Source organism: Nannocystis sp. (assembly GCF_016714285.1).
Taxonomy (GTDB): Bacteria; Myxococcota_A; Polyangia; order Nannocystales; family Nannocystaceae; genus Nannocystis.
Window position 1 is genome coordinate 359,437 of sequence record NZ_JADJNN010000008.1, and the last position, 20,371, is coordinate 379,807.

Here is a 20,371-nt window from a genome sequence, read left to right on the forward strand (position 1 = left end):
GCTACCATGCGCGCAGCGAGACCGCTTGCGACAGCCGCTTGACCTCGACACCGAACACCACCGATCTCCCGATCTGCGGGCCGCTCTGGCGAGCCTGGCCGATCAGGGAGAGACCGAGCGCGGGGCCGTGTTCACGCGGCCTGAGGTGGTCGCCTGCCTCCTCGATCTCGCGGGGTACACCGTCGACCAGCCGCTGCATACCTGGCGGATCCTCGAGCCGTCGTTCGGCGCGGGTGACTTCTTGCTCGCGGCGGTCGAGCGCCTGCTGACGTCGTTCGCGGCGTTCGGGGGCCTGCCGAGCGCGGCGCTCCAGCTGCGCGAGGCGGTGCGGGCGGTCGAGGTGCACCCGGCGTCGTTCGCCGCGACGCGCGAGGCGCTCCACTGGCGCCTGGTCACGTGGGGCGCGAGCCGACGCGATGCGGGGGCGTTGTGTGACAGCTGGCTGCTGCGCGACGACTTCCTGCTGGCGCAGCTGACTGGGCGCTTTGATGTCGTGGTTGGCAACCCGCCCTACGTGCGACAGGAGCGGATCGCGGGGCCCTTGCTCGCGGAGTACCGTCGGCGCTACGCGACGATCTACGACCGGGCGGACCTGTATGTGCCGTTCTTCGAGCGCGGGCTGCAGCTGCTGCGGGACGGCGGGCGGCTCGCGTTCATCTGCGCCAACCGCTGGCTCAAGAACAAGTACGGCGGGCCGCTACGCGGCATGATCGCCCGCGACTTCCACCTCTCGCACTACATCGATATGGCGGGCACCGATGCGTTCCAGTCGGAGGTCATCGCGTACCCGGCGATCACGGTGATCCGCCGCGGCGAGGGCAGCGTGACCCGGCTCGCGCGGAGGCCAGACGTCACGACGGAGCTGAGCGAGCTGACGCGCCTGCTGAGCGCACCCGGTCCCGTGCTCGACGAGCGGGTCGAGGAGGTGGAGCACGCGGTCCGCGGCAGCGAGCCGTGGCTGCTCGACGCCGCCGATCAGCTTCGCGTGATCCGCCGGCTCGAGCGCGACTTCCCGGAGGTCGAGGAGGCCGACTGCAAGGTGGGGATCGGCGTGGCGACCGGCGCCGATCGGGTGTTCATCGGCGACCACGCGGCGCTGCCCGTGGAGGACTCGCGCAAGCTGCCGCTGCTGATGGCGCGTGACCTTCAGGACGGCGCGATCGTCTGGGGCGGCAAGGGCATCGTCAACCCGTTCGAGGCGGACGGCAGCCTGGCCTCGCTCGACCGCTATCCGGCCTTCGGCGCGTACATCCGCGAGCACGCGGACGTGCTTTGCAAGCGCCACGTCGCCCGGAAGAGCCCGAGCTGGTACCGCACGATCGACCGCGTGTACGCCGAGCTCACCGGCACGCCGAAGCTGCTCATCCCGGACATCAAGGGCGAGCCGATGGTCGTGTTCGACGAGGGCAAGTTCTACCCGCACCACAACCTGTACTACGTGACCTCGTCGACCTGGGACATGACGGCGCTGGCGACGGTGCTGCGCTCGTCGATCGCGGTGCTGTTTGTGTCGACGTACTGCGTGAAGATGGCGGGCGGCTTCCTGCGCTTCCAGGCGCAGTACCTCCGACGGATCCGCGTCCCGCGGTGGGAGGCCGTCCCGGAGGCGCAGCGCGCCGCCTTGATCGCCGCGGCGCCGACCGACCGCGCGGCGATCGATCACGCCGCGTTCGCGGCCTACGGGCTCACGGCCGCGGAGGCCCGGACGGCGCAGCGGGCGGCGAGCGCGGCGCTGGTGCAGGGGCGGGCCTCGGTTGATCCCGCGCTGACGCCGGCGAGCACCCTGGCTATCTCTTGAGGCTCAGGGGAAATTGCGCAATCAAGGTGCCTGTGAGGGTCACGGTGCCCCGCTTGGTGCTCTCGACAATTTCGTTCGACGCAAAAGTGCCCCAATGCAACGTCACTTCGCGGCGCGCTCACAAGTCCGACCGCTGCGCGTCAGACCGAAGCTGCCACGAGCACGACCTTCCGGGAGGCGGGATTCGCGGGTGGCCCCGTGCGCATGCGGACCCTCATTCTCAGCGATCTGCACCTCGGCTGTGGCCCATGCCCCGGGATCTTCGCGGGCTCACAGGCCCTCGGCGGGCTCCTCTCGGAGCTCGGGGCCGGCCCGCTGCGGGTCGTTCTCAACGGCGACACCTTCGACTACTGGGCGCAGGTCGATCATCGCGACGGCGCGGCCAGGGTCACACAGGCGCTCCTGGAAGACCCGGTCAACGCCGAACTACTGACGCGCCTCGGCGAGGTGGTCCGGGCCGGAGGGGCGCTGGTCGTGCGTGGCGGGGAGCATGATCGTGACCTGGTCGCTGCGAGTGCGCGGGCGCGGGTGCTCGCCGCGCTCAAGCTCGTCGAGGCCCAATCGGCGCATGTCACCTGGCATCGGCTTCTGACGCCGAGCGTGCTCGACGTCGGCGCTGCGCGGCTGATCGTCGCCCGCGGCGGCCGCGGTCACGAGGCCGCACGCCGGCTCGCCGAACTGCTGCTCAATCCGCTGCGTCGTCAGTACGGGGTCGGGTTCGCGGACCTGCTGCGCCCGGACTACGTCGCCTCGGTCCTCGCGGCGCTCGCGGTCAACCCGACCGCGGCGAAACTCGTGCTGCGGCAGCTCGCGGACGTCGGCTGGCACCGCCTGCGGAGCGACTGTGAGCGGGCGCTCCGCCTCGCGGAGACCCTCGCTGCCGCGGGGCTGTCCGCGCGTGAGCGGGAGGTCTTCGGCCTGGCCCTCGACCCGGAGGTCCCGCTCGGCGACGCGTTCGATACCCACGGAGCCCTCGAGCTGGCGCGCCTCAAGCTCTTTCGTCACAGCCTCGGGCGGCGCCCAGAGACGGATGCCGACGGCCTGCGTTCGATAGCCGGGGCGGAGTGGCACGCGCTCCGTGCCCTGGCGCGCCGACGACATGCGAGCGCCGCCGTGATCGGCCACAGCCACATCGCGGGGTGGCGCAGCGCGGACGGCCTGACCGTCGCGGACACGGGCACGTGGACCTGGCGCGTCGAGACCCCCGAGGCGAGCGCGAGCGTGGCCTCGTGGCGCGAGACCATGGCGTCCTGGCAGGACGTCGCCCGCGTCGGCCTGTCGCGCGCGCATGCCGTGGCCGCACGGGCGCGGTTCACCGCGGCGTGGATCGAGCCGCGACCCGCAGGGCAGGGGGCCCATATGGCGCTCGTCGAGTGGCGCCCCGGCCATGGGCTGGTCGTGCTGCGCGAGCAGGAGCTCGCCCGGGCGCACTAGCCTTCGTCATTGTTCACAACCTCGACCCGGCCGAGTCAGTCCCCGAGTCATGACGACCTCCCGAGCCTCTGATCTCAACCTCCTCATGGTCCACGCCGACGATCACGCGCCCGTGCTGGCCGACGGGCTCGCCGAATCGACGGCGTGCGGGCAATCGATCCCCACACAATCGGACGAGGCGAGTCATTTTTGGGACGAGGGCGGCGACCCCAATGATATCGAGGTCCAGCGCTGGGGCGTGATCGCCCCGCAGGGCCCCGAGGGTGACCGTCTGCTCGCGCTGATCAAGCCGCTGATGGCGCATCGCCAGGCGCAGCAGCAGGGCGAGCCCATCAAGGTGTATCGCGCGCCGCCGCAGATGACCCAGGACGAGGCGATGCGCTGGAAGAAGCGGGAGTTCGATACCGGCGCCGATCTCAACATTGAGGTCCCCCGCTATCAACTGATCCTGGGCGACCTCGATCAGGTCCCGCTCGCGCTGCAGCAGGTCCAGGCCAGTGATGGTTATGTCGGCCGCCTCGCATTCGACAAGGAGGAGGACTACGCCGCCTATGTCGACAAGGTGCTGCGCTGGGAGCGGAGCGCCGCGGGCCGCGACAAGCCCGACTCGCTGTTCTTCACCGTCCACGACGGCACCGCCGCCACCGCCGTCGGCCACCGCGCCCTGGTCGCCCCCGGCGTCGAGGTGGTGCGCAGGCGCCAGCGCTCCGGGCAGTATCCGGCGAAGGATATCGTCGAGTTCGGGGACCCCGTGACGCCCTCGCCCGACGAGCTGCTCGCGCGCGCGGAGGGTCAGGAGGCCAGCGTGCTGTTCACGCTCAGCCACGGCGAGGGCGCGCCCCGGGGCGGCTGGAGCTCGCCGGAGGAGCAGCGCCGCCGGCAGGGCGCGATGAGCTTCGGCCGCGAGGGCCGGATCTGCGGCGATGATCTGCGCAGCCGCCCGTTCATGCCCGGCGGCGTGTGGTTCATGCTGGCCTGTTATGGCGCGGGCACGCCGAACAGCAGCGCATACAAGCATTGGCTGGCGGCCCTCGCCGCGGCCGGACAATTTCGTGGCAAGCCCGAGGCGGTGCTCGCGGGGCTGCCAGGACCGCGGGACCGGCCGTTCACGTCCGCGCTCGCGCAGGCGGTGCTCGCCAACCCGAACGGCCCGCTCGGGTTCATGAGCCACATCGACCTCGCGTGGACCTACAGCTTCCAGGAGCTCGACTCGGGCGCGACCAACCGGCCGGCGCGCTACATGGCGATCACCCGCTCGATCCTCAAGCGGGACCGCGTCGGCGTGGCGATGCGCGAGCTGCTGCGCTTCTTCGACCAGACGAACGTCGAGCTGACGAGCCTGTACGATCAGGAGGCCCGCCAGAGATCCGCGGGTGAGCCCGTGCAGGTCGACGCGGCCCGCCAGGGCCACCTGTGGATGCTGCGCCAGGACCTCGCGGCGTACGTGCTCCTCGGCGACCCCGCCGTGCGCCTGCCGGACGGCGGCTCCGCGGGCGGCCCGACGTCGCCGGCAGCGACGGCGGCTCCGATCACCGTCACGACGGCCGCGGCTGCCGAGCCCGCGTCGCCAGCAGCGACACCGGCTCCGATCACTGTCACGACGGCCCCGGTTGCCGAGCCCGCGTCGCCCGCACCGGCACCGGCCGCGATCGTCGCGGCGCCCGGACCGGCCGCAGTCGCCGCGGCGAGCAGCGATTCGTTCGCGATCCCTGCGCCCGCGGCATCGGCTGCGAGACCGGCTGTGCCGGTCGCCGACACCCCGCGCGACGCTGCTGTCGACGCCTCGCAGGTCGTGCTCGAGGAGGCCGTCGCCCAGTGCATCCTCGCCGACCTCGCGGTGACGAGCGCCGCGGCCCGCGTCGGCCTGTCCCGCGACGCGCTCACCCAGCTCGTCGCCCGCTACCGCGAGATCGGCCGACGCGCGCTCGTCGGCGGAGAGTGAGGTCAGCATGGGTATCGGAGACCGCTTCGGAAAATTCCTCAAGGACGAGCTGGACTGCCGCTCGGTGTGGCCACCGGTGCTCACGCCGATGCAGCTCGGCGACTACGGCGTCAGCGATGGAGCGAGCTTCCAGAAGCTCGGCAACATCACGGACTTCGGGCTCACGCTGGAGATCGAGGTCGGGCAACCGTCGAGCCTGAACCTCGTGTCCAGCGGCGTGAAGCAGACGCGCCTCGCCGCAGGCGCCGCCGTCCCCGCGTTCCAGGGGCTCGGCAACGTCGCCGCGAAGCTGGGCATCGAGTTCTCGCGCAGCGAGAGCTTCGTGCTCAAGTGTCGCCGCGTCGAGCGCACGCAGATCCGCAACCTCGGCGCCCTGGCGCTGCGCCTGTCGCGGGCCAGGACCGCGGACGGTCAGGCCTGGAAGCACCTCGCGTGGAAGATCGTGTGGCAGCTCTACACCGGCCGCGACGTGGTGTTCCTCGCCACCCGCAGCGCCGGCACGCGGGTCGAGTTCAGCGGCAGCGCCGACGCGCTGCACCAGCTCGAGATGGGCTCGCTCAGCGCCGGGATCGGCGTACAGACCAGCCACAGCCTCGGCTGCGAGGTGCTCGGGCAGAGCGGGCCGGTCGGCTACGGCCTCGCACGCGTCAAGGTCATCGGCGCTGGCGTGAAGTTCTTCTCCTCCGATCTCGAGGAGGAGGAGGCCGACGCCGTCGAGCACCTGAGCGCCGAAGAACCACCCCTCGAGTCGCTCGCGGACGAGGACGATCCGGCCGTCGACGCCGGGCACCGGAGCCCCGAAGAACCACCCCTCGAGTCGCTCGCGGACGAGGACGAGCCGGCCGCCGACGCCGTCACCGCCGATCCCGCGGCGCCAACCAAGGAGCCATCATGATCACGATCGTCCTCAGCGACATTCACCTCGGCAACGGCGCGGGCTACGACATCTTCGCCGGCGACGCCGTGTTGCCCCCGGTGCTCGCCGCCGCGGCCCGGCAGCGCGCGCGCGTCATCCTCAACGGCGACACCTTCGACTTCCTCATGAACGAGGACCCGCTCGAGCTCGACGCGGCGCGGGCCACGGCCCAGGCGCGGGCGATCGTCGCCAATCCCTCGACCGCGGCGGTGATGGCCGGCCTCGGCGAGGTGCTCGCGGCCGGAGGCGAGGTCGTGCTGCGCCTCGGCAACCACGACGCCGAGGTCGCGCTCGCCGAGGTGCAGGCGGTCCTGCGTGACGCGCTGCAGCAGCCGCCCGAGGTCGCCGCGCGCCTGGCCTTCGAGCGCGGCGACAACCCCTCGCTGCTCACGGTCGGCGGGGCCCGGATCTTGCTCGCGCACGGCGAACACAACGACCCGTGGAATCGCCTCGACTACAAGAACCTCCCGAGCGCCGGCGACGGCCCCAAGTTTCGTTACCCGCCCGGCTCGCGCCTGGTCAAGACGCTGCTCAACCCGCTCAAGCGCGGCTTCGGCATGCGCTTCGCCGATCTGCTCAAGCCCGACTTCCAGGGCGCCGTGCTCACGGCCCTGGCCGTCGATCCGACCTCGATGCGCCTGATCTTCCAGGGCAACACGGCGAGGTTGTTGTGGCAGCTGTTTCGTAAGAGCGGGGAGGGCATGACCTTCGCCGACGGTGAGGAGGGCGAGGGCAACCTCGGCATCGCCGACGCCCTCGACCAGGCCGGGCTCTCCGCGGACGAGCGCGCCGCCATCGAGTCGGCCGTCGACCCCGACGGCGCCGCGACCTTCGCCGACGAGGACGTGCTCGACGGGGCCCGCTTCAAGCTCGCCCGCGCCGGCCTCAAGCTGTACGCCGCGGCCCAGCGGGCCCTGACTGGCACCACCGGCGACCGCTACTTCGACCTCCGCCCCGACGACGGCGAATGGACCGAGGCCCGCCGTCTCGCGGACAAGTTCGCGGCCGACGCGGTCGTGCTCGGCCACACCCACTCGGCCCGCTGGAAGCAGGAGCCCGGCCTCGCGTTCGTCAACACGGGCACGTGGATCCACCTCATGCGCCTGCCCGCCGCCAGCGACGACGACGCGGCCTGGCTCGGCTTCCTCGACACGATCCGCCGCAACCCGTCGCTCGACGCGGCGCGCGGCCCCGCGGCCCCGCTGGTCACGCGCTTCACTGGCCTCGTGATCCACGAAGACCCCGCGGGCGGGGCGCTGCTGCAGCTGGTCGAGTGGCAGGCCGGCGCGGCACCGGCGGTGCTCGCCTCGGGCGCGGTCGCGGCGCGCAGCACCGCGGCTCGATAGGGCCCGCACGTCGACACGCGCGCCACGTCGCGCTCGTCCGTGCGGTGCACGAAGCACGATCGCCCGCGCCAGGTGTGTATCTTGGGCGCCGTGGTGCTGCGCGAGGTGAACCCGGAGCCGGCCCCCAGCGACGTCGCGCTGCTCGACGCCTCGACGGTCCACGGACCTGCAGCGTCGCCCGCGACCGCGGCCGACGCTCCGCCGCCCGCGGTCCCGGGCGCGACCCCGCCGCTGACGCCGGCGTGGATCGGCCGCTTCCTCGTCATCGAGCCGCTCGGGGCCGGCGGCATGGGCCAGGTCTATGCCGCCTACGATCCCGAGCTCGATCGCAAGGTCGCGCTCAAGCTGCTGCACGGCCACGTCGACGCCGGTGACCGGCACGGCGCCGAGCGCCTCCACCGGGAGGCCCAGGCCATGGCCAGGCTCTCGCACCCGAACGTGGTCACGGTCCACGAGATCGGCGGGCACGCGGGCCAAATTTTCATCGCCATGGAGCTGGTCGCCGGCGTCGACCTCGGCCGCTGGCTCGCCGCGGAGCCGCGGCCCTGGCGGGCCGTGCTCGCCATGTTCCGCGCCGCCGGCGAGGGCCTCGCGGCCGCCCACGAGGCCGGCCTGGTCCATCGCGACTTCAAGCCCGGCAACGTGCTCGTCGGCGACGACGGTCGGGCGCGGGTCGCCGACTTCGGCCTCGTCCATGCCTCGGGCTCACCGACGACGAGGCCCGGTCACGCCGCCGACGTACGGACCGGGGCCGGCGCCGTGATGGGCACGCCCGCGTACATGGCCCCAGAGCAGCTGCGCGGCGAGGCGACCGACGCCCGCACCGACGTGTTCGCGTTCTGCCTCGCGCTGTGGGAGGCGTTGCTCGGCAGCCGCCCCTTCGCGGCTGGATCGCTGGACCTGCGCCTGCAAGCGATCGAGCGCGGCCTCCCGGACGACCCGCCGCGCCTGCCCCTGCGCGAGCGCTGGCTGCGGCCCCTGCTGCGCCGCGGCCTCGCGGCGGACCCCGATGCGCGCTGGCCCGGCATGCGGCCGCTGCTCGCCGCCCTCGCCCACGACCCCGTGCTCACGCGGGCCCGTCGCCGACGCACCGCGCTGTTCACCGCCGTGTCCCTCGCTCTCGGCGCCGCGCTGCTGTTCGGCGGCTCGGCGCTGTGGTCCTTCGCCCGGACCTACGCGCGCGAGTCGGGGGCGCAGGCCCGCCTCGAGGCCACGCTCCTGCGCCTCGGTGCGCTGCGGAGCGAGGGCAGCCACGACGAGGCCGAGCAGGTGTTCGCCGGCTTCCTGGCGGCGCCCGAACATCACGGCACCCGGGCGGAGGTCCAGGCGCGCCGCTGGCAGGCCGAGGACCGGCGCCAGCGCGGCGACCTCGACGGGGCGATCGACGCCTACACCAGTGCGTACGCCGCGACCAGGCACGCCGACCAGGTGCCCGAGCTGCTGCTCGGCCTCGCCGCCGTGTTCCGCGAGCGCCAGGCCTGGGCGTCGCTCAGCTGGGTGCTCGCCACCCTCGAGACGATGCCGTCCATGGCGCCGCGCATCGCCCGGCTGCAACGTGATGTCGCGCTGCACCGCCGCGACGTCGCTACCGCCGCTGGCCTCGACCCCGCCGGCGCCGCGCTGTTTGCCGCGCTCGGCCAGGCCGAGGCCAGCGACCTGCGGGCCCGCCGCGCCGAGACGATCGACCTCGAAGGCGACGGCGCGACCTCGGTGATGTTGTGGGCGTCGCTGGCCGGCACTGCGCAGGTGAAGCTGGTCCGCGCCACCCGCGGGCTGCCCGCGATTGCCACTTTCGACGACACGCTCCACCACGTCGTGCCCCACACCGCCCCGCGCCCCGGGCGCGTCGTCGGCGAGCAGCGCCGCCTGCTCGTGTGGGACGGCGCCCGCTTCGTCCAGGAGGCCGAATGGCCCGGGGGCTTCGCGGCCGCGGTCGCCAGCGCCGACCTCGACGGCGACCATGCCCGCGAGGTCTACGTCGGCATCAGCCGCAACGGCCGCCGTCTCCTCGGGCTGCGCCCGGGTCCGTCTGGCTGGGAGAAATTCATCCCTGCGCCCGGCCTCAGCGCCGACGCCGAGGTCCTCGCCCTCGCCGCGGGTGACCTCGACGGTGATGGCCGCGACGAGCTGGTCGCCGGGCTCGGTCCGCCGGTCAGCCACGGCCTGCGGGTGCTGCGGTCCGGTGCACCGGCGTTCCCGCTGGTCTCGTGGGTGCACCGGCGTCACGGCACCATCACGGACCTCCAGATCGTGCCCGGGCGCGCCGGCCCGCGGCTCGCGGTCGCCAGCACGGTCGATCCGGCGGCGCACCCGGAGGACCCGCCCGCCGGCCTGCATCTCTACCGCCTCCACGGCGGCGAGCTGATCGCGGACGCCCAATACCTGCTCGAGCCCGGCGCCACGCTGCGCCACCTCGTCGTCGCGGACCTCGACGGCGACGGCGAGCCCGAGCTGATCGGCGAGGTGCAGCGCGGCGAGGAGGTCGACCTGGCGATCTTCCGCCCCGAGTCCGCCGGCGGCACCCTGCGCATCGGTGGGATCGTGCCCCTGGCGGCAACCCAGCTCGACGAGGACCCCGCCGACGAGCTCCTGGTCGCCGACACCCACGACGACGATCGCGTATGGAGCCTCGGCGTCGGTGACCAGGCGCTCCCGGGCCTCGACCTCGGTCGTCCACCCGTCGCCGCCCCGCCGCCTCCGGGTGTCGCCGACGACCCGGCCCTGCGCGCGCAGTGGACCCGCGCCGACGAGCTCGCCGGCATGGGACTGCTCGACGCCGCCAGCCAGCGCTTCGCCGAGCTCGGCGCGACCTTGCCGCAGGGCCCGCCTCGCGCGGCCACCCTGGCCCGCGCCGGCGAGCTCGCCGCGGACGCCGGCCTGCTCGCGCGCGCAGCCGGTCTGTTCGCGGCGGCGGCCGCGGACGACCCGGCCCACCTCGCGCGCGCGGCCGACAGCTGGGAGCGCCTCGGTCGCTTCGACGACGCCCGCCGCACGCTGCGCGCGCTCGGCCCAGCCGACCCGGCCATCGCGGCCGAGCTCGCCCGCTACGAGCAACTCGTGGCCAGCGAGCGGGTGCTCCGCTTCGACGGGCAGCTCGACCCCGCCTGGCGAGCCCACGACCCGCTGCGCCTCCGCCACGATCCGCTGCGCACCACCCTCGTCGCCGAGCTCGACGCCGGGGCCCCGGTGCTGACGCTGCCGTTTGTCGCCGGCCCCGACTTCTCCGTCCGCGTCGAGCTCTCGCTCGCCGAGATCGGCCTCGGCGGCAGCTTCGGCTTTCAACTCGCCGACAGCTGCGACGCCAAGCAGGCGCGCCACGTCGTCGTCCGCGCCGCCGCCGAGCACGGCGCCAGCGCGGACCCTGGCGCTCGCCTGGTCGTCAGCTTCCGCGCCGCCGAGGTCGCCGCCGACATCCCGCTGCCGACCCCGGACCAACGCCTCGCGATCGAGCTGGTCCAGCTCGGCAGCCTCGGCGAGCAGCGCCTGAGCCTCTCCGTCGACGACGTCGTGGTCGGCACCCGAGGCCGTCCGCTCGCCGACCCGCAGCGCCCGGGTTGCCTCGCCATCAAGCGCACCCAAAAGCCCGGCGGGATCGCGGCCCCGTGGTCGCGTGTCGAGCTGCACCGCGTCACCACCCGCGGGCTCACCCTGCTCGCGCCCCCGCCCGACCCGTGGGCGCAGGCCGGCGCGCACCTCATCGCGGGCGACGGTGCGGCCGCGCTCGCGGCCCTGGCCGTCGCCGAGGCCGCCGGCGAGCCAGCGCCGCCCGAGCTGCCGGTGTGGCGGGCGCTCGCCCTGGCCACCGCCGGTCGCGGCGGCGAGGCGGTCGCCTTGCTGCGCGAGCGCATCGACATCGACGCACTGGACGCGCCCCTCCAGCGCGCCGCCATCCGACTCCTGCGCGGGCGACCGGAGCTCGCGCCGCTGCTGCAGGACGCCCTCGGGCCCGGCTATCTGCCGCTGTACATGGCCGCCTGGGCGCCGCGGCTGGCCAATGACCTGCGCCGCCCGACCACCCTGCACGCCCTGCTCGAGCACCCGCCGCGCCTGGACCTCCCGACCGAGGCGCCGCTCTCCGAGGCGATCCTGGAACTGCGGGTCGCCCGGGTCGCCGCCTTCGCCCAGCTCGGACAGCCGGCCCGCGCCGCCCGCGAGCTCGCCGAGATCGACCTGACGCAGGCCGCCGCCACGCGCGAGACCCGGGCCCCGCTGCGCGCCTCCTTGCCCCGCCTCGCGGCGCTGGAGCTCGCCGGCGGCCACCCAGAAGCCGCCTTCGCGCACCTCCACATGCTGGCGCAGGTGTGCAGCCCGGAGGTCTTCGCCGACCTCGTGAGCGCCGAGCCCGGCCTGCTCGCGCTGCAGAGCGACCCCCGCTGGCGCGAGTTGCCCGGCGTCTGAGAGCCCCCGCCCGGCTGGGTTCACAAGCCAGCGACGGCTCCGTCGAGCTCTCGTTGGCGGGGGCCCTCGCGTGTCGATCGTCGATCGACCGCGGCACCCACGGATATCAAGGGAGTGGGAGCATGGGAATCGAACAGAGCATTACAAAAGATCATCCGACCCAGCGCGAGGGCACCGTCCTCGGCGGTCAGGTTTACGTGCGTCTGCCGGAGATGGCGGTCTCATTCGCCCGCGGGCTGGTGATCCAGGCCTGGGTGCGGCCGGATGCGCAACAGACAGCCGCGATCGTCTGGCTCGGGGGCGAGGGCGCGAAGATCGTCCTGTACCTCATGAAGGATGCGCTCGCGCTTGAGTGGATCGACACCCAGGGCGCGCCGCACGCCGTGAAAGTCCAGGTCGCGCTGCCGGTCGGCGCGTGGTCCCGGGTCGCCGTCGCCCTCGGCCCGGGCGGCGTCACCTTCTTCCACGGGGCCACCGCGATCGCGGTCCCGGGGGCCGCCCTGCTGCCCCGCGAGACCGCCCGCGACGGCAACGCCATCGGCGCCCAGGCGGGCGGCGGCAAGGGCTTCGTCGGGGCGATCGGCGAGGTCCGCCTGTGGAACCGCAGCAGCGGCCTCGACGTGATCCTCGATCGCGGCGCCCGTGACCTCCGCGGCGACGAGCCCGGCCTCGTCGGCTGGTGGACCCTCGAGGGCGCCGGCGGCGTCGCGGACCGCTCGCCCTTCGGCCGCCACGGCGTGCTCGTCGGCGGCGCCTTCAAGGCCGGGGCCTCGAGCTTCGCCGTCCAGCCGACCCTCGATCGCTGCCTCGACTTCGGGGCAGGTGTCGGCGTCGTCGACCTCGTGATCCCGCGGCTGCGCCGGGCCTTCACCTGGCAGGCGCTGGTCCGCGTCCGCGACCTCGCCCGCGAGGCCACCCTGCTCGACGCCACGCGGGACAACCTGGGGCTGCGCGTGACCCTCGCGAAGGGCGTGCTCAAGGCCTCCGTCGCCGACAAGTCGGGCACCGTGCAGTGCAGCAGCACCCAGGCGATCGCCGCCAACACCTGGACGAGCGTCGCCCTGCGGCTCGGCGACGACGGCGCTCTCACGCTCTTCGTCAACGACGCCATCGTCGGCGCCGTCGCGGTCTCGAAGCTCGAAGTGAGGTCGACGCGCCTCGGCCCCGGCCTCGACGGTCAGATGGCCGAGGTCCGCTTCTGGTCGCGTGCCCTGTCCAGCGCCGAGATCGCCGACACCTCCCGGCGGCGGATCCACGCCTGGGCCCCCGGCCTCGTCACCTGTTGGCGGATGGACGACGAGGTCCTGCTGCCTCAGGCTGCGCCTCCCAACAGCGCGGTCACCATCTGCTCGGACCGCAATTTCCTGGGCAACAAGGTGGTCCTGCTGCCTGGTCGCTACAACTGGAATCAGCTCGGGATCGGCAACGACGCGCTCTCCTCGATCTCGGTGCCCGCGGCCTACCTCGGCCTCCAGGTCACCGTCTACGCGGACGGCAATTTCACCGGCAAGAGCACCAGCTACACCCGCGACACCCCCCAGGTCGCCGACAACGACACCGCCTCGTCGATCGTCGTCGAGGGCCGCCGCGGGATCGTCGACGCGAGCCTCGCGGGGTCGTGTATCGCGTACGTGACCGACGCTCAGCCGGCCGCGCGTGACGGGCTGACCCTCGCCTCGGCGCCGCTCGTCATCCCGCCGCGGGTCGCCGGCCTCGGCAGCGCCCTCACCCTGCCGGACCTGCCGGCGGTCGGCACCGGCGGCTACTCCGTGCAGCTATGGGTCAACCTCGACGCGGCCCTCCCGTCTTGTTCGGTGCTGACCCTGCACGGCGCCGGCGCGGTCACGGTCTACCAGCACGAGAACTTCGGCGGCGCCTCGCAGGCGCTCGGGGTCGGCAAACACGACGTCAGCAGCCTGACGATCGGCAACGACCAGGTCTCCTCGATCAAGGTCCCCCTGGGTCTGCGCGCCGAGCTGTGGCAGCACGGCGGCTTCAAGGGCGACTCATGGAAGTACGTCAGCGACGCGCCGAGCGTGCGCGACGCCAACGATCAAGCCTCGTCGATCATCGTCGAGAGCCTGCCCGTGATCGAGATCCTGGCGACGAAGATCGGCGACAGCTTCACGCTCTCGCTCGGCGGTCTCGTGTTCAGCACCTACAACGGCCTCGATCTCGGCGTCTCCCTGACCCCGCGCCGCTGGACCCACGTCTCGATCACCCACAGCGCCGACGGCCTCCTCTGCGTCTACGCCGACGGCCGTCTCGTCCGCCGCCTCGATGTGGCCCCCTTGCCCGCCCGCACCCTCGCGCCGGTCGTCGGCCCCTTCGTCGGGTCGATCGCCGAGCTGCGCCTGTGGTCGCGCGCCCTGACCCGCGACGAGATCGAGGGCAACTGGCAGCAACGCGAAGGCGCCGGCGCCGGCCTCGTCGGGCGCTGGCCGTTCGCGGCGGACCTGTCTGGCGGACCCTCCGAGGCCAAGGGCACGGTGATCTGGCGCGAGGCCCCCGGGCTCGCGTTCAAGCGCCCGTCGGCGGAGCTGCAGGCGACCATCAAGGCGCGCGCCAGCTTCCTCGCCGATCAGACCGGCGCCAAGCAGGCGCCCCAGCTCTGCGTCAACCTCAGCGCGCTCGACGCCAGGGGCCAGCCGCTGCCGCTCACCAAGATCACGGTCGTCAGCAGCTCCAGCGTCGCGCTCTACCGCAACACGGTCCGCCCCGAGAACCGGATCACCGACCCGAAGTGCTTTGAGATCGACACCGACGCCCGCGGCGTCGCCCGCCTGGCCTTGCAGCCAGCCGCACTCTCGGCGCCGATCCTCAAGGTGCGCCACGACGGCATGAGCGAGGGTGAGTGGGCCCTGGTCACCCCTGATCAGGTCTTGCACGAGGCGCTCGCGTCCTTGACCGTCTCGGAGGTCAAGCAAGGTCGCCGCGCCACTGCCACCAGCAAGGGCGGCGCCCGGGGGCTCTGCACCGACGGCGCCGAGGAGCTGGTGGCGATCCTCCGCGGCATGCTCGGCGCCGCCGCGGCCTTCTCCTTTGAAGCCGAGAGCACCGCCGGCCTCGCCTTCGGTGACCTCGAGGACCAGCCCGCGCCCGTCCTGCTCACGCCGGTCGGAGACGGCGCCCAGACTCAGGTCATCCCGGTCGCCGAGGACGCGGTGCTCGTCCGCCGCCTCGGCCGGCCGATCGCCGCGGTGACGCCCATCGACAGCGACGAGGGGCCCGTCTCCTTCGGCCTCGTCGACACCGTCCTGAGCATCACCCGCAAGATCATTGAGGAGGTCGGCGACACGGCCGAGGCCGTGGCGACGAAGGTGGTCGAGCTCGGGATGGAGACCGTGGAGAACCTCGGCAACCCGATCTCGTCGGCGATCGTCGATAGCCTCACCTTCGCGGTGAACGCCACGATCGGCGGCTTCAAGGTCGCCGCCAACTGGGTCGTCAAGACCGTCGAGGACATCGCCGTCGCCCTCGTCGACCTGTTCAAGAAGATCGGCAAGACCCTCGGCGACGTCCTCGACTACCTCGCCGAGCTGTTCGACTGGAGCGACATCCTCGACACCGCGAATCAGATGCTCAGCGACGCCAAGGGCTCGGTCGCCACGGTCAAGGGCGGGGTCAACGTCGTCTTCGCGACGATCAGGGCGAAGATCCGCACGATCCAGAACCTCGCGCTGGTGGCCCTCGGTGGCCAGGCGCAGCTCCCCGCGAGCGCCGTCGAGGCTCGCAGCGAGGGCAAGAACACGCCGTTCCCGGAGATCCCGAGCCTGCTCGACTTCCTCCTCTCCCTGCTCCCCGACACGCCCTTCGTGCAGATGATCGAGGACGCCATGGCGATCTTCGATCCCATCAAGGACCAGATCAGCTCCGCGATCGGCCGCCTCGCCCACATCGGCGACGGCCTCGGCGCGGTGTGGAACGACCCCAAGCTCCAGGCGTCCCTCAAGGACCCGCGCAAGTTCCTCGACGGCGACCCCAGCGACTGGCTCAGCCTCGCGCAGATGCTGGTCCTCATCGTCGCCAACTGCACGGACCTCGCCGTCGACTTCGTCGGCGATCTCACCGTGGCGTTCATCGACTCCTTCGAGCGCCTGCTCAACCTCCACCTCCAGATCCCCGTCCTCACCGAGTTCGTCGAGAAGCACGTGCTCGGGGGCGCCAAGCTGACCGTCGGCATGCTCTTCTGCCTCGTCGCGGCGATCCCGACCACCGTGCTCTACAAGACCATCACCGGCAGCAAGGACGGCCCCGCGGCGCTGCGCAGCGGCCCCATGAGCTTCGGCGCGGACGATGCGCCCAGTGGCCCCACCTGGTGGGACATCTCGACCCGTAGCATCGACCTCGTAGCGACCGTGTACGGGGGGCTCGTCGACATCTGGGACTCGCTCATCGACAAGGACCCTCCCATGCCCGTCCTGGTGGTGAAGTACATCGCCGACGGGATCAACATGTTCAACGGTGGCGTGGCGATGGGCGTCGACCTCGCCGACAACGACGACTGGGAGCGCGGGGACCGGTGGAAGTTCGGCTTCGACGCGACCTCCTGGGTGCTCAGCCTGGTCAGCTTCATCGCCGCCGGCATCAACCTCTTCGCGAAGGAAGAAGCCACCAAGAAGACCGCCAACAAGGTCGGCAACATCTTCGGCGGGGTGAGCGAGGGCCTGGGGCTCATCTCCGGCATCATGGATGTCTGCTTCACGGCCAGCGACGACGAGTCCAGCGCGGGTGATGTCTGGATCTCGTCCCTCGATCTCAGCGGGACCGTCGGCGGCAGCGTCGCCGGCTTTGCCGGCATGGTGCCGAAGGAGGCGGCCAAGGACGGCCTCTCCAAGACGATCCGCGTCGGCTGCATCATCGGCGGCAACGCGCTCAACGTCGGCTGCAAGGTGGCAGCTCTCGGCGTCGTCATCGGCCAGAAGGTGGACTGACCCAAGCGGCCGAGCGGGGCCCCAGGGCCCCGCTCACTTGCCGGGCACGAAGGGCTCTCGACGTCGGCGCCGCCCTGTGATCCACCCGATCCGCGGCTCACGGCTCCAGCGCCAGCTTCGCGCAGCCGAGCCCGAACGCGTCGATCACGTCGCCGGCGCGGCCGATCTTCTTCACAGCGACCTGACCCATCGGACAGTCCTCTGCGCCGAAGATCGCCCCTCCCATCGCCGTGCCGACGACCGCGAGCTCCTCGGCGACCCCGAGGCCGACCGAGTAGTCGCCCTGCGGGGACACGTCGACCGCGATCGACGCGCAGCGCACGACCAATTGATCGATCCACATGCTCTTGCGACCGCGGAAGCCGACCACCGCCGACGCACCTGGGCACATCGCCGTCCACGGCCCGCCGAGCTGGTTCATCCCCTGCATCAGGAGAGGCGACTCCATCCCGTGCATCGGCACGAACTCTTGCCCGTCATCGCCGAGCTCCAGCAGCGCGCACACCCCCTGGATCGTGCCGATCCGCCCCTGATCATCGAGGTGACCGACCAGGCCGATGAGCACCGCCGACTCGGCGCACGCTTGCGCGAAATCCGAGCCGTTCGGACCGCCCTGGATGGCCGTCTCCGTCACGTCGAGAGATAACGCCACGAGCGCCATCGGCGTCGTCTTGCACGCAAAATTGCAGGCGTCGACCTCGACGGCGTTCGCGTCGTCGCACTGCTCTCCCGCCTGTACGACCCCGTCTCCGCACGCGGGGAGCGAGCACGCGTTGGTGCACGCGTCGTCGTCCACCTGGTTGCCGTCATCGCAGCCTTCGCCGGGATCGACGACCGCGTCGCCGCAGATCCCCGCGCCGGTCGACGACCCGTCGGCGCTGCTATCCGTCGTCGATCCGCCGCTGGTCGTGCTCGTGCTGGTCGAGCTGTCCGTGCTCGTCGTCTCGCTCATCGTGCCAGCGCTCGTCGCGCTGCTCGTCGGGCCAGCGCTGGTGGTGGCTCCGCTCGTCGTGGTCGTCGTCGTCGTCGCGTCGGTGCTGCTCGCCTTGCAGGCCGCGTCATGCTGCATCCCGAGGAAGCCGTCGTCGACGCAGGGCACCGCGCACGCGAGCGAGGGGGCCACGAGCCCGAGAGCCAGCGAGCACCAATGTCGCCACGACAGACCTTCCAACATTGAATCACGATACCGCAATCTCACTGAAACACCTCATCAATGTGCGATGAATCGTCCTGTGCCGGGGGGCGTCGCCCCGCTCACTTGTAGGGCACGAAGGGCACCGACGAGGGGAGCTCGTTGTCCCCGATCGCGTTGGTGTTGCCGAGGCCGAGCTGACCGCTGACGTTGGCGCCCCAGCAGCGCAGTTGCTCGCCCGCGAACAGCGCGCAGTGGGTGTCGGCGCCGGTGCTGCCATAGATGGCGAGCGCGGCGGCGCCGAGCTTCGCGTCGGCGGGGGGCATCTCGCCCGGACCGTCGCCGATCGTCGTCGTGTTGCCGAGGCCGAGCTGGCCGACGTTGTTCTCGCCCCAGCAACGGACCTTGCCGTCATCCAGCAGGGCGCAGCTGTGGTCGTTCCCGCAGGAGACCCGGGTGGCGAGCCCACCCAGGTTGACGCTGGAGGGCGGCATCTCGCCCGGCCCGTCGCCGATCGTCGCCGTGTTGCCGAGGCCGAGCTGTCCCTTGTTGCTGCGTCCCCAACAACGCACGGCGCCGCCGTCGAGGACGACGCAGGTGTGGTGAACACCGGAGCTGATGTCGATCACCGTGCCACCGATGTTGACGTCGGCCGTCGGGAGCTCGCCCGGGTTGTCCCCGAGCGGGATCGCGTTGCCATAGCCGAGCTGCCCCTGGTCGTTCTGGCCCCAGCAGCGGACCTTCCCGGCGGCCGAGCGCGCGCAGGTGAAGTTGTTGCCGAAGGCGACCTGCACGGGCACAAAGCCGACCGGGACATCCAACTTGGGCAGCTCGCCGGGCTGATCCCCGACGTTGCCCGTGTTGCCGAGGCCGAGCTGACCGTCGCTGTTGTCACCCCAGCAGCGCAGGGCGCTGTCCGTGGTGATGACGCAGAAGGTCCCGCTCGCGCCGAACAGCGCCTTCGCCGGCTTGCCGACGGCGGAGTTCGCCGGCGGCAACTCACCCATCACGTCGCCGATGACGACGACACTGTTGATCCCGAGCTCGCCCTGCGTGTTGTCGCCGGCGCAGCGGACCGCCCCGTCCGCGAGCAGGGCGCAGGTCGAACTGCTGGCGATGGCGATGTCGACGACGAGCCCGCCGAAAGTGGCGGCCGGGGTCGGTAGCTCGTTCGCGGTGTCGCCCAGGGTCAGGGTGTTGCCGATGGCGAGCTGCCCCTTGCTACCCAGGCCCCAGCAGTGCACCACGCCGCTGGGGAGGAGGGCGCAGGTGTGGCCCCCGCCGTTCGCCACGCGGAAGTCGACGAGGCAATCCGCGGGGCAGCCGTCGCCGTCGATCATGTTGCCGTCGTCGCAGGCCTCGACGCCGGCGTGCACGAAGCTGTCCCCACATTGCGCGTCCTGGCAGGTGTTCGGGCAGGCGTCGGTCTGGACCATGTTGCCGTCGTCGCACTCCTCCACGCCCATCTGCACGAGCCCGTCGCCGCACGCCGCCGCCTTGCAGGCGAGGGTGCACGCGCCGTCGTCCTTGTTGTTCACGCCGTCGTCACAGGCCTCGCCGAGGCTCGGCTGGACGAAGCCGTCGCCGCACGCCGGCAGGGTGCACAGGTCGGTGCAGCCGTCGTCCGGGTCGCCGTTCTGACCGTCGTCGCACGCCTCGCCGACGTCGACCTTGTTGTCGCCGCAGCTCTCGAGTACGCAGCTCGCGTCGCAGCCGTCGCCGTTCTGCACGTTGCCGTCGTCGCAGCCCTCGCCCGGGCCCAGCGCCCCGTCGCCGCACACCTGCAGGCTGCAGTCGAGCTTGCAGGCCTTGTCGTCGCCGTTGTCCGCCCCGTCGTCGCAGGTCTCGCCGAGGCTCGCCTGGGTGAAGCCGTCGCCGCAGATCGGGAGCGTGCAGAGGTCGGTGCAGCCGTCGTCCTGATCGCCGTCTTGGCCGTCGTCGCAGGCCTCGCCGCCGTCTTGCTTGTTGTCACCGCAGCTCTCGAGCACGCAGCTCGCGTCGCAGCCGTCGCCGTCCTGCACGTTGCCGTCGTCGCAGCCCTCGCCCGGGCCCAGCGCCCCGTCGCCGCACACCTGAAGGCTGCAGTCGAGCTTGCAGCCCTTGTCGTCGCCGTTGCCCGCCCCGTCGTCGCATTGCTCCCCGGGCTCGACGACGCCGTCGCCGCAGACGCCCCCGCCGGTGGTCGAGGTGGTGCCCGCGCTGGTCTCCGTCGACGCGTCGTTCGTGGTCGTGTCGTTGGTGGTCGTGGCTCCGCTGGTGGTCGTGGCTCCGCTGGTGGTGGTGGCTCCGCTGGTGGTGGTGGCTCCGCTGGTGGTGGCTAAGCCAGTCGTCGCGTCGGTGGTGCTCGCCTTGCAGGCTGCGTCATGCTGCATTCCGAGGAAGCCGTCGTCGACGCAGGGCACCGCGCATCCCAGCGAGGGGGCCAAGGCGCCGAGGGCCAGCGCATACCAATGTCGCCGCGACATCCGACC

General features: G+C 72.2%; 9 protein-coding genes. 7 read left to right on the plus strand and 2 right to left on the minus strand.

Annotated elements, in window-relative coordinates; all coding sequences use genetic code 11:
- Positions 1 to 25: 25 nt before the first annotated feature.
- The 7 genes from IPJ59_RS16565 to IPJ59_RS16595 all read left to right on the plus strand — a co-directional run bounded on the left by IPJ59_RS16565 (position 26) and on the right by IPJ59_RS16595 (position 16,768).
- Entirely contained in the window at positions 26 to 1,798 is a 1,773-nt protein-coding gene (locus IPJ59_RS16565; RefSeq protein ID WP_293272435.1) for an Eco57I restriction-modification methylase domain-containing protein, read from the plus strand.
- 204 nt (positions 1,799 to 2,002) lie between these two features.
- Positions 2,003 to 3,232: a metallophosphoesterase family protein gene (locus tag IPJ59_RS16570; RefSeq protein ID WP_293272436.1), complete on the plus strand. Its 1,230-nt coding sequence runs from the start codon at positions 2,003 to 2,005 to the stop codon at positions 3,230 to 3,232.
- A gap of 49 nt (positions 3,233 to 3,281) precedes the next feature.
- Entirely contained in the window at positions 3,282 to 5,174 is a 1,893-nt protein-coding gene (locus tag IPJ59_RS16575; protein ID WP_293272437.1) for a helix-turn-helix domain-containing protein, read from the plus strand.
- Between the two features lie 7 nt (positions 5,175 to 5,181).
- Positions 5,182 to 6,069: a hypothetical protein gene (locus tag IPJ59_RS16580; RefSeq protein WP_293272438.1), complete on the plus strand. Its 888-nt coding sequence runs from the start codon at positions 5,182 to 5,184 to the stop codon at positions 6,067 to 6,069.
- Positions 6,066 to 7,436 carry a metallophosphoesterase family protein gene (locus IPJ59_RS16585; RefSeq protein ID WP_293272439.1) on the plus strand — a complete coding sequence of 457 codons (1,371 nt, stop codon included), beginning with the start codon at positions 6,066 to 6,068 and terminating at the stop codon, positions 7,434 to 7,436. The genes IPJ59_RS16580 and IPJ59_RS16585 overlap by 4 nt, the downstream gene beginning before the upstream one ends.
- Positions 7,437 to 7,526: 90 nt before the next feature.
- Positions 7,527 to 11,834: a serine/threonine-protein kinase gene (locus IPJ59_RS16590; protein WP_293272440.1), complete on the plus strand. Its 4,308-nt coding sequence runs from the start codon at positions 7,527 to 7,529 to the stop codon at positions 11,832 to 11,834.
- A gap of 122 nt (positions 11,835 to 11,956) precedes the next feature.
- Positions 11,957 to 16,768 carry a LamG-like jellyroll fold domain-containing protein gene (locus tag IPJ59_RS16595; RefSeq protein ID WP_293272441.1) on the plus strand — a complete coding sequence of 1,604 codons (4,812 nt, stop codon included), beginning with the start codon at positions 11,957 to 11,959 and terminating at the stop codon, positions 16,766 to 16,768.
- Positions 16,769 to 16,865: 97 nt separating this feature from the next.
- On the opposite strand, the gene IPJ59_RS16600 is transcribed toward IPJ59_RS16595, so the two are convergent.
- Positions 16,866 to 17,891 (minus strand): DUF4215 domain-containing protein, encoded by a 1,026-nt coding sequence (locus IPJ59_RS16600; RefSeq protein WP_293272442.1) that lies wholly within the window; start codon positions 17,889 to 17,891, stop codon positions 16,866 to 16,868.
- Positions 17,892 to 18,022: 131 nt separating this feature from the next.
- Positions 18,023 to 20,302, minus strand: coding sequence for an RCC1 domain-containing protein (locus IPJ59_RS16605; RefSeq protein ID WP_293272443.1), 2,280 nt, complete (start codon positions 20,300 to 20,302; stop codon positions 18,023 to 18,025).
- Between the last annotated feature and the right edge of the window lie 69 nt (positions 20,303 to 20,371).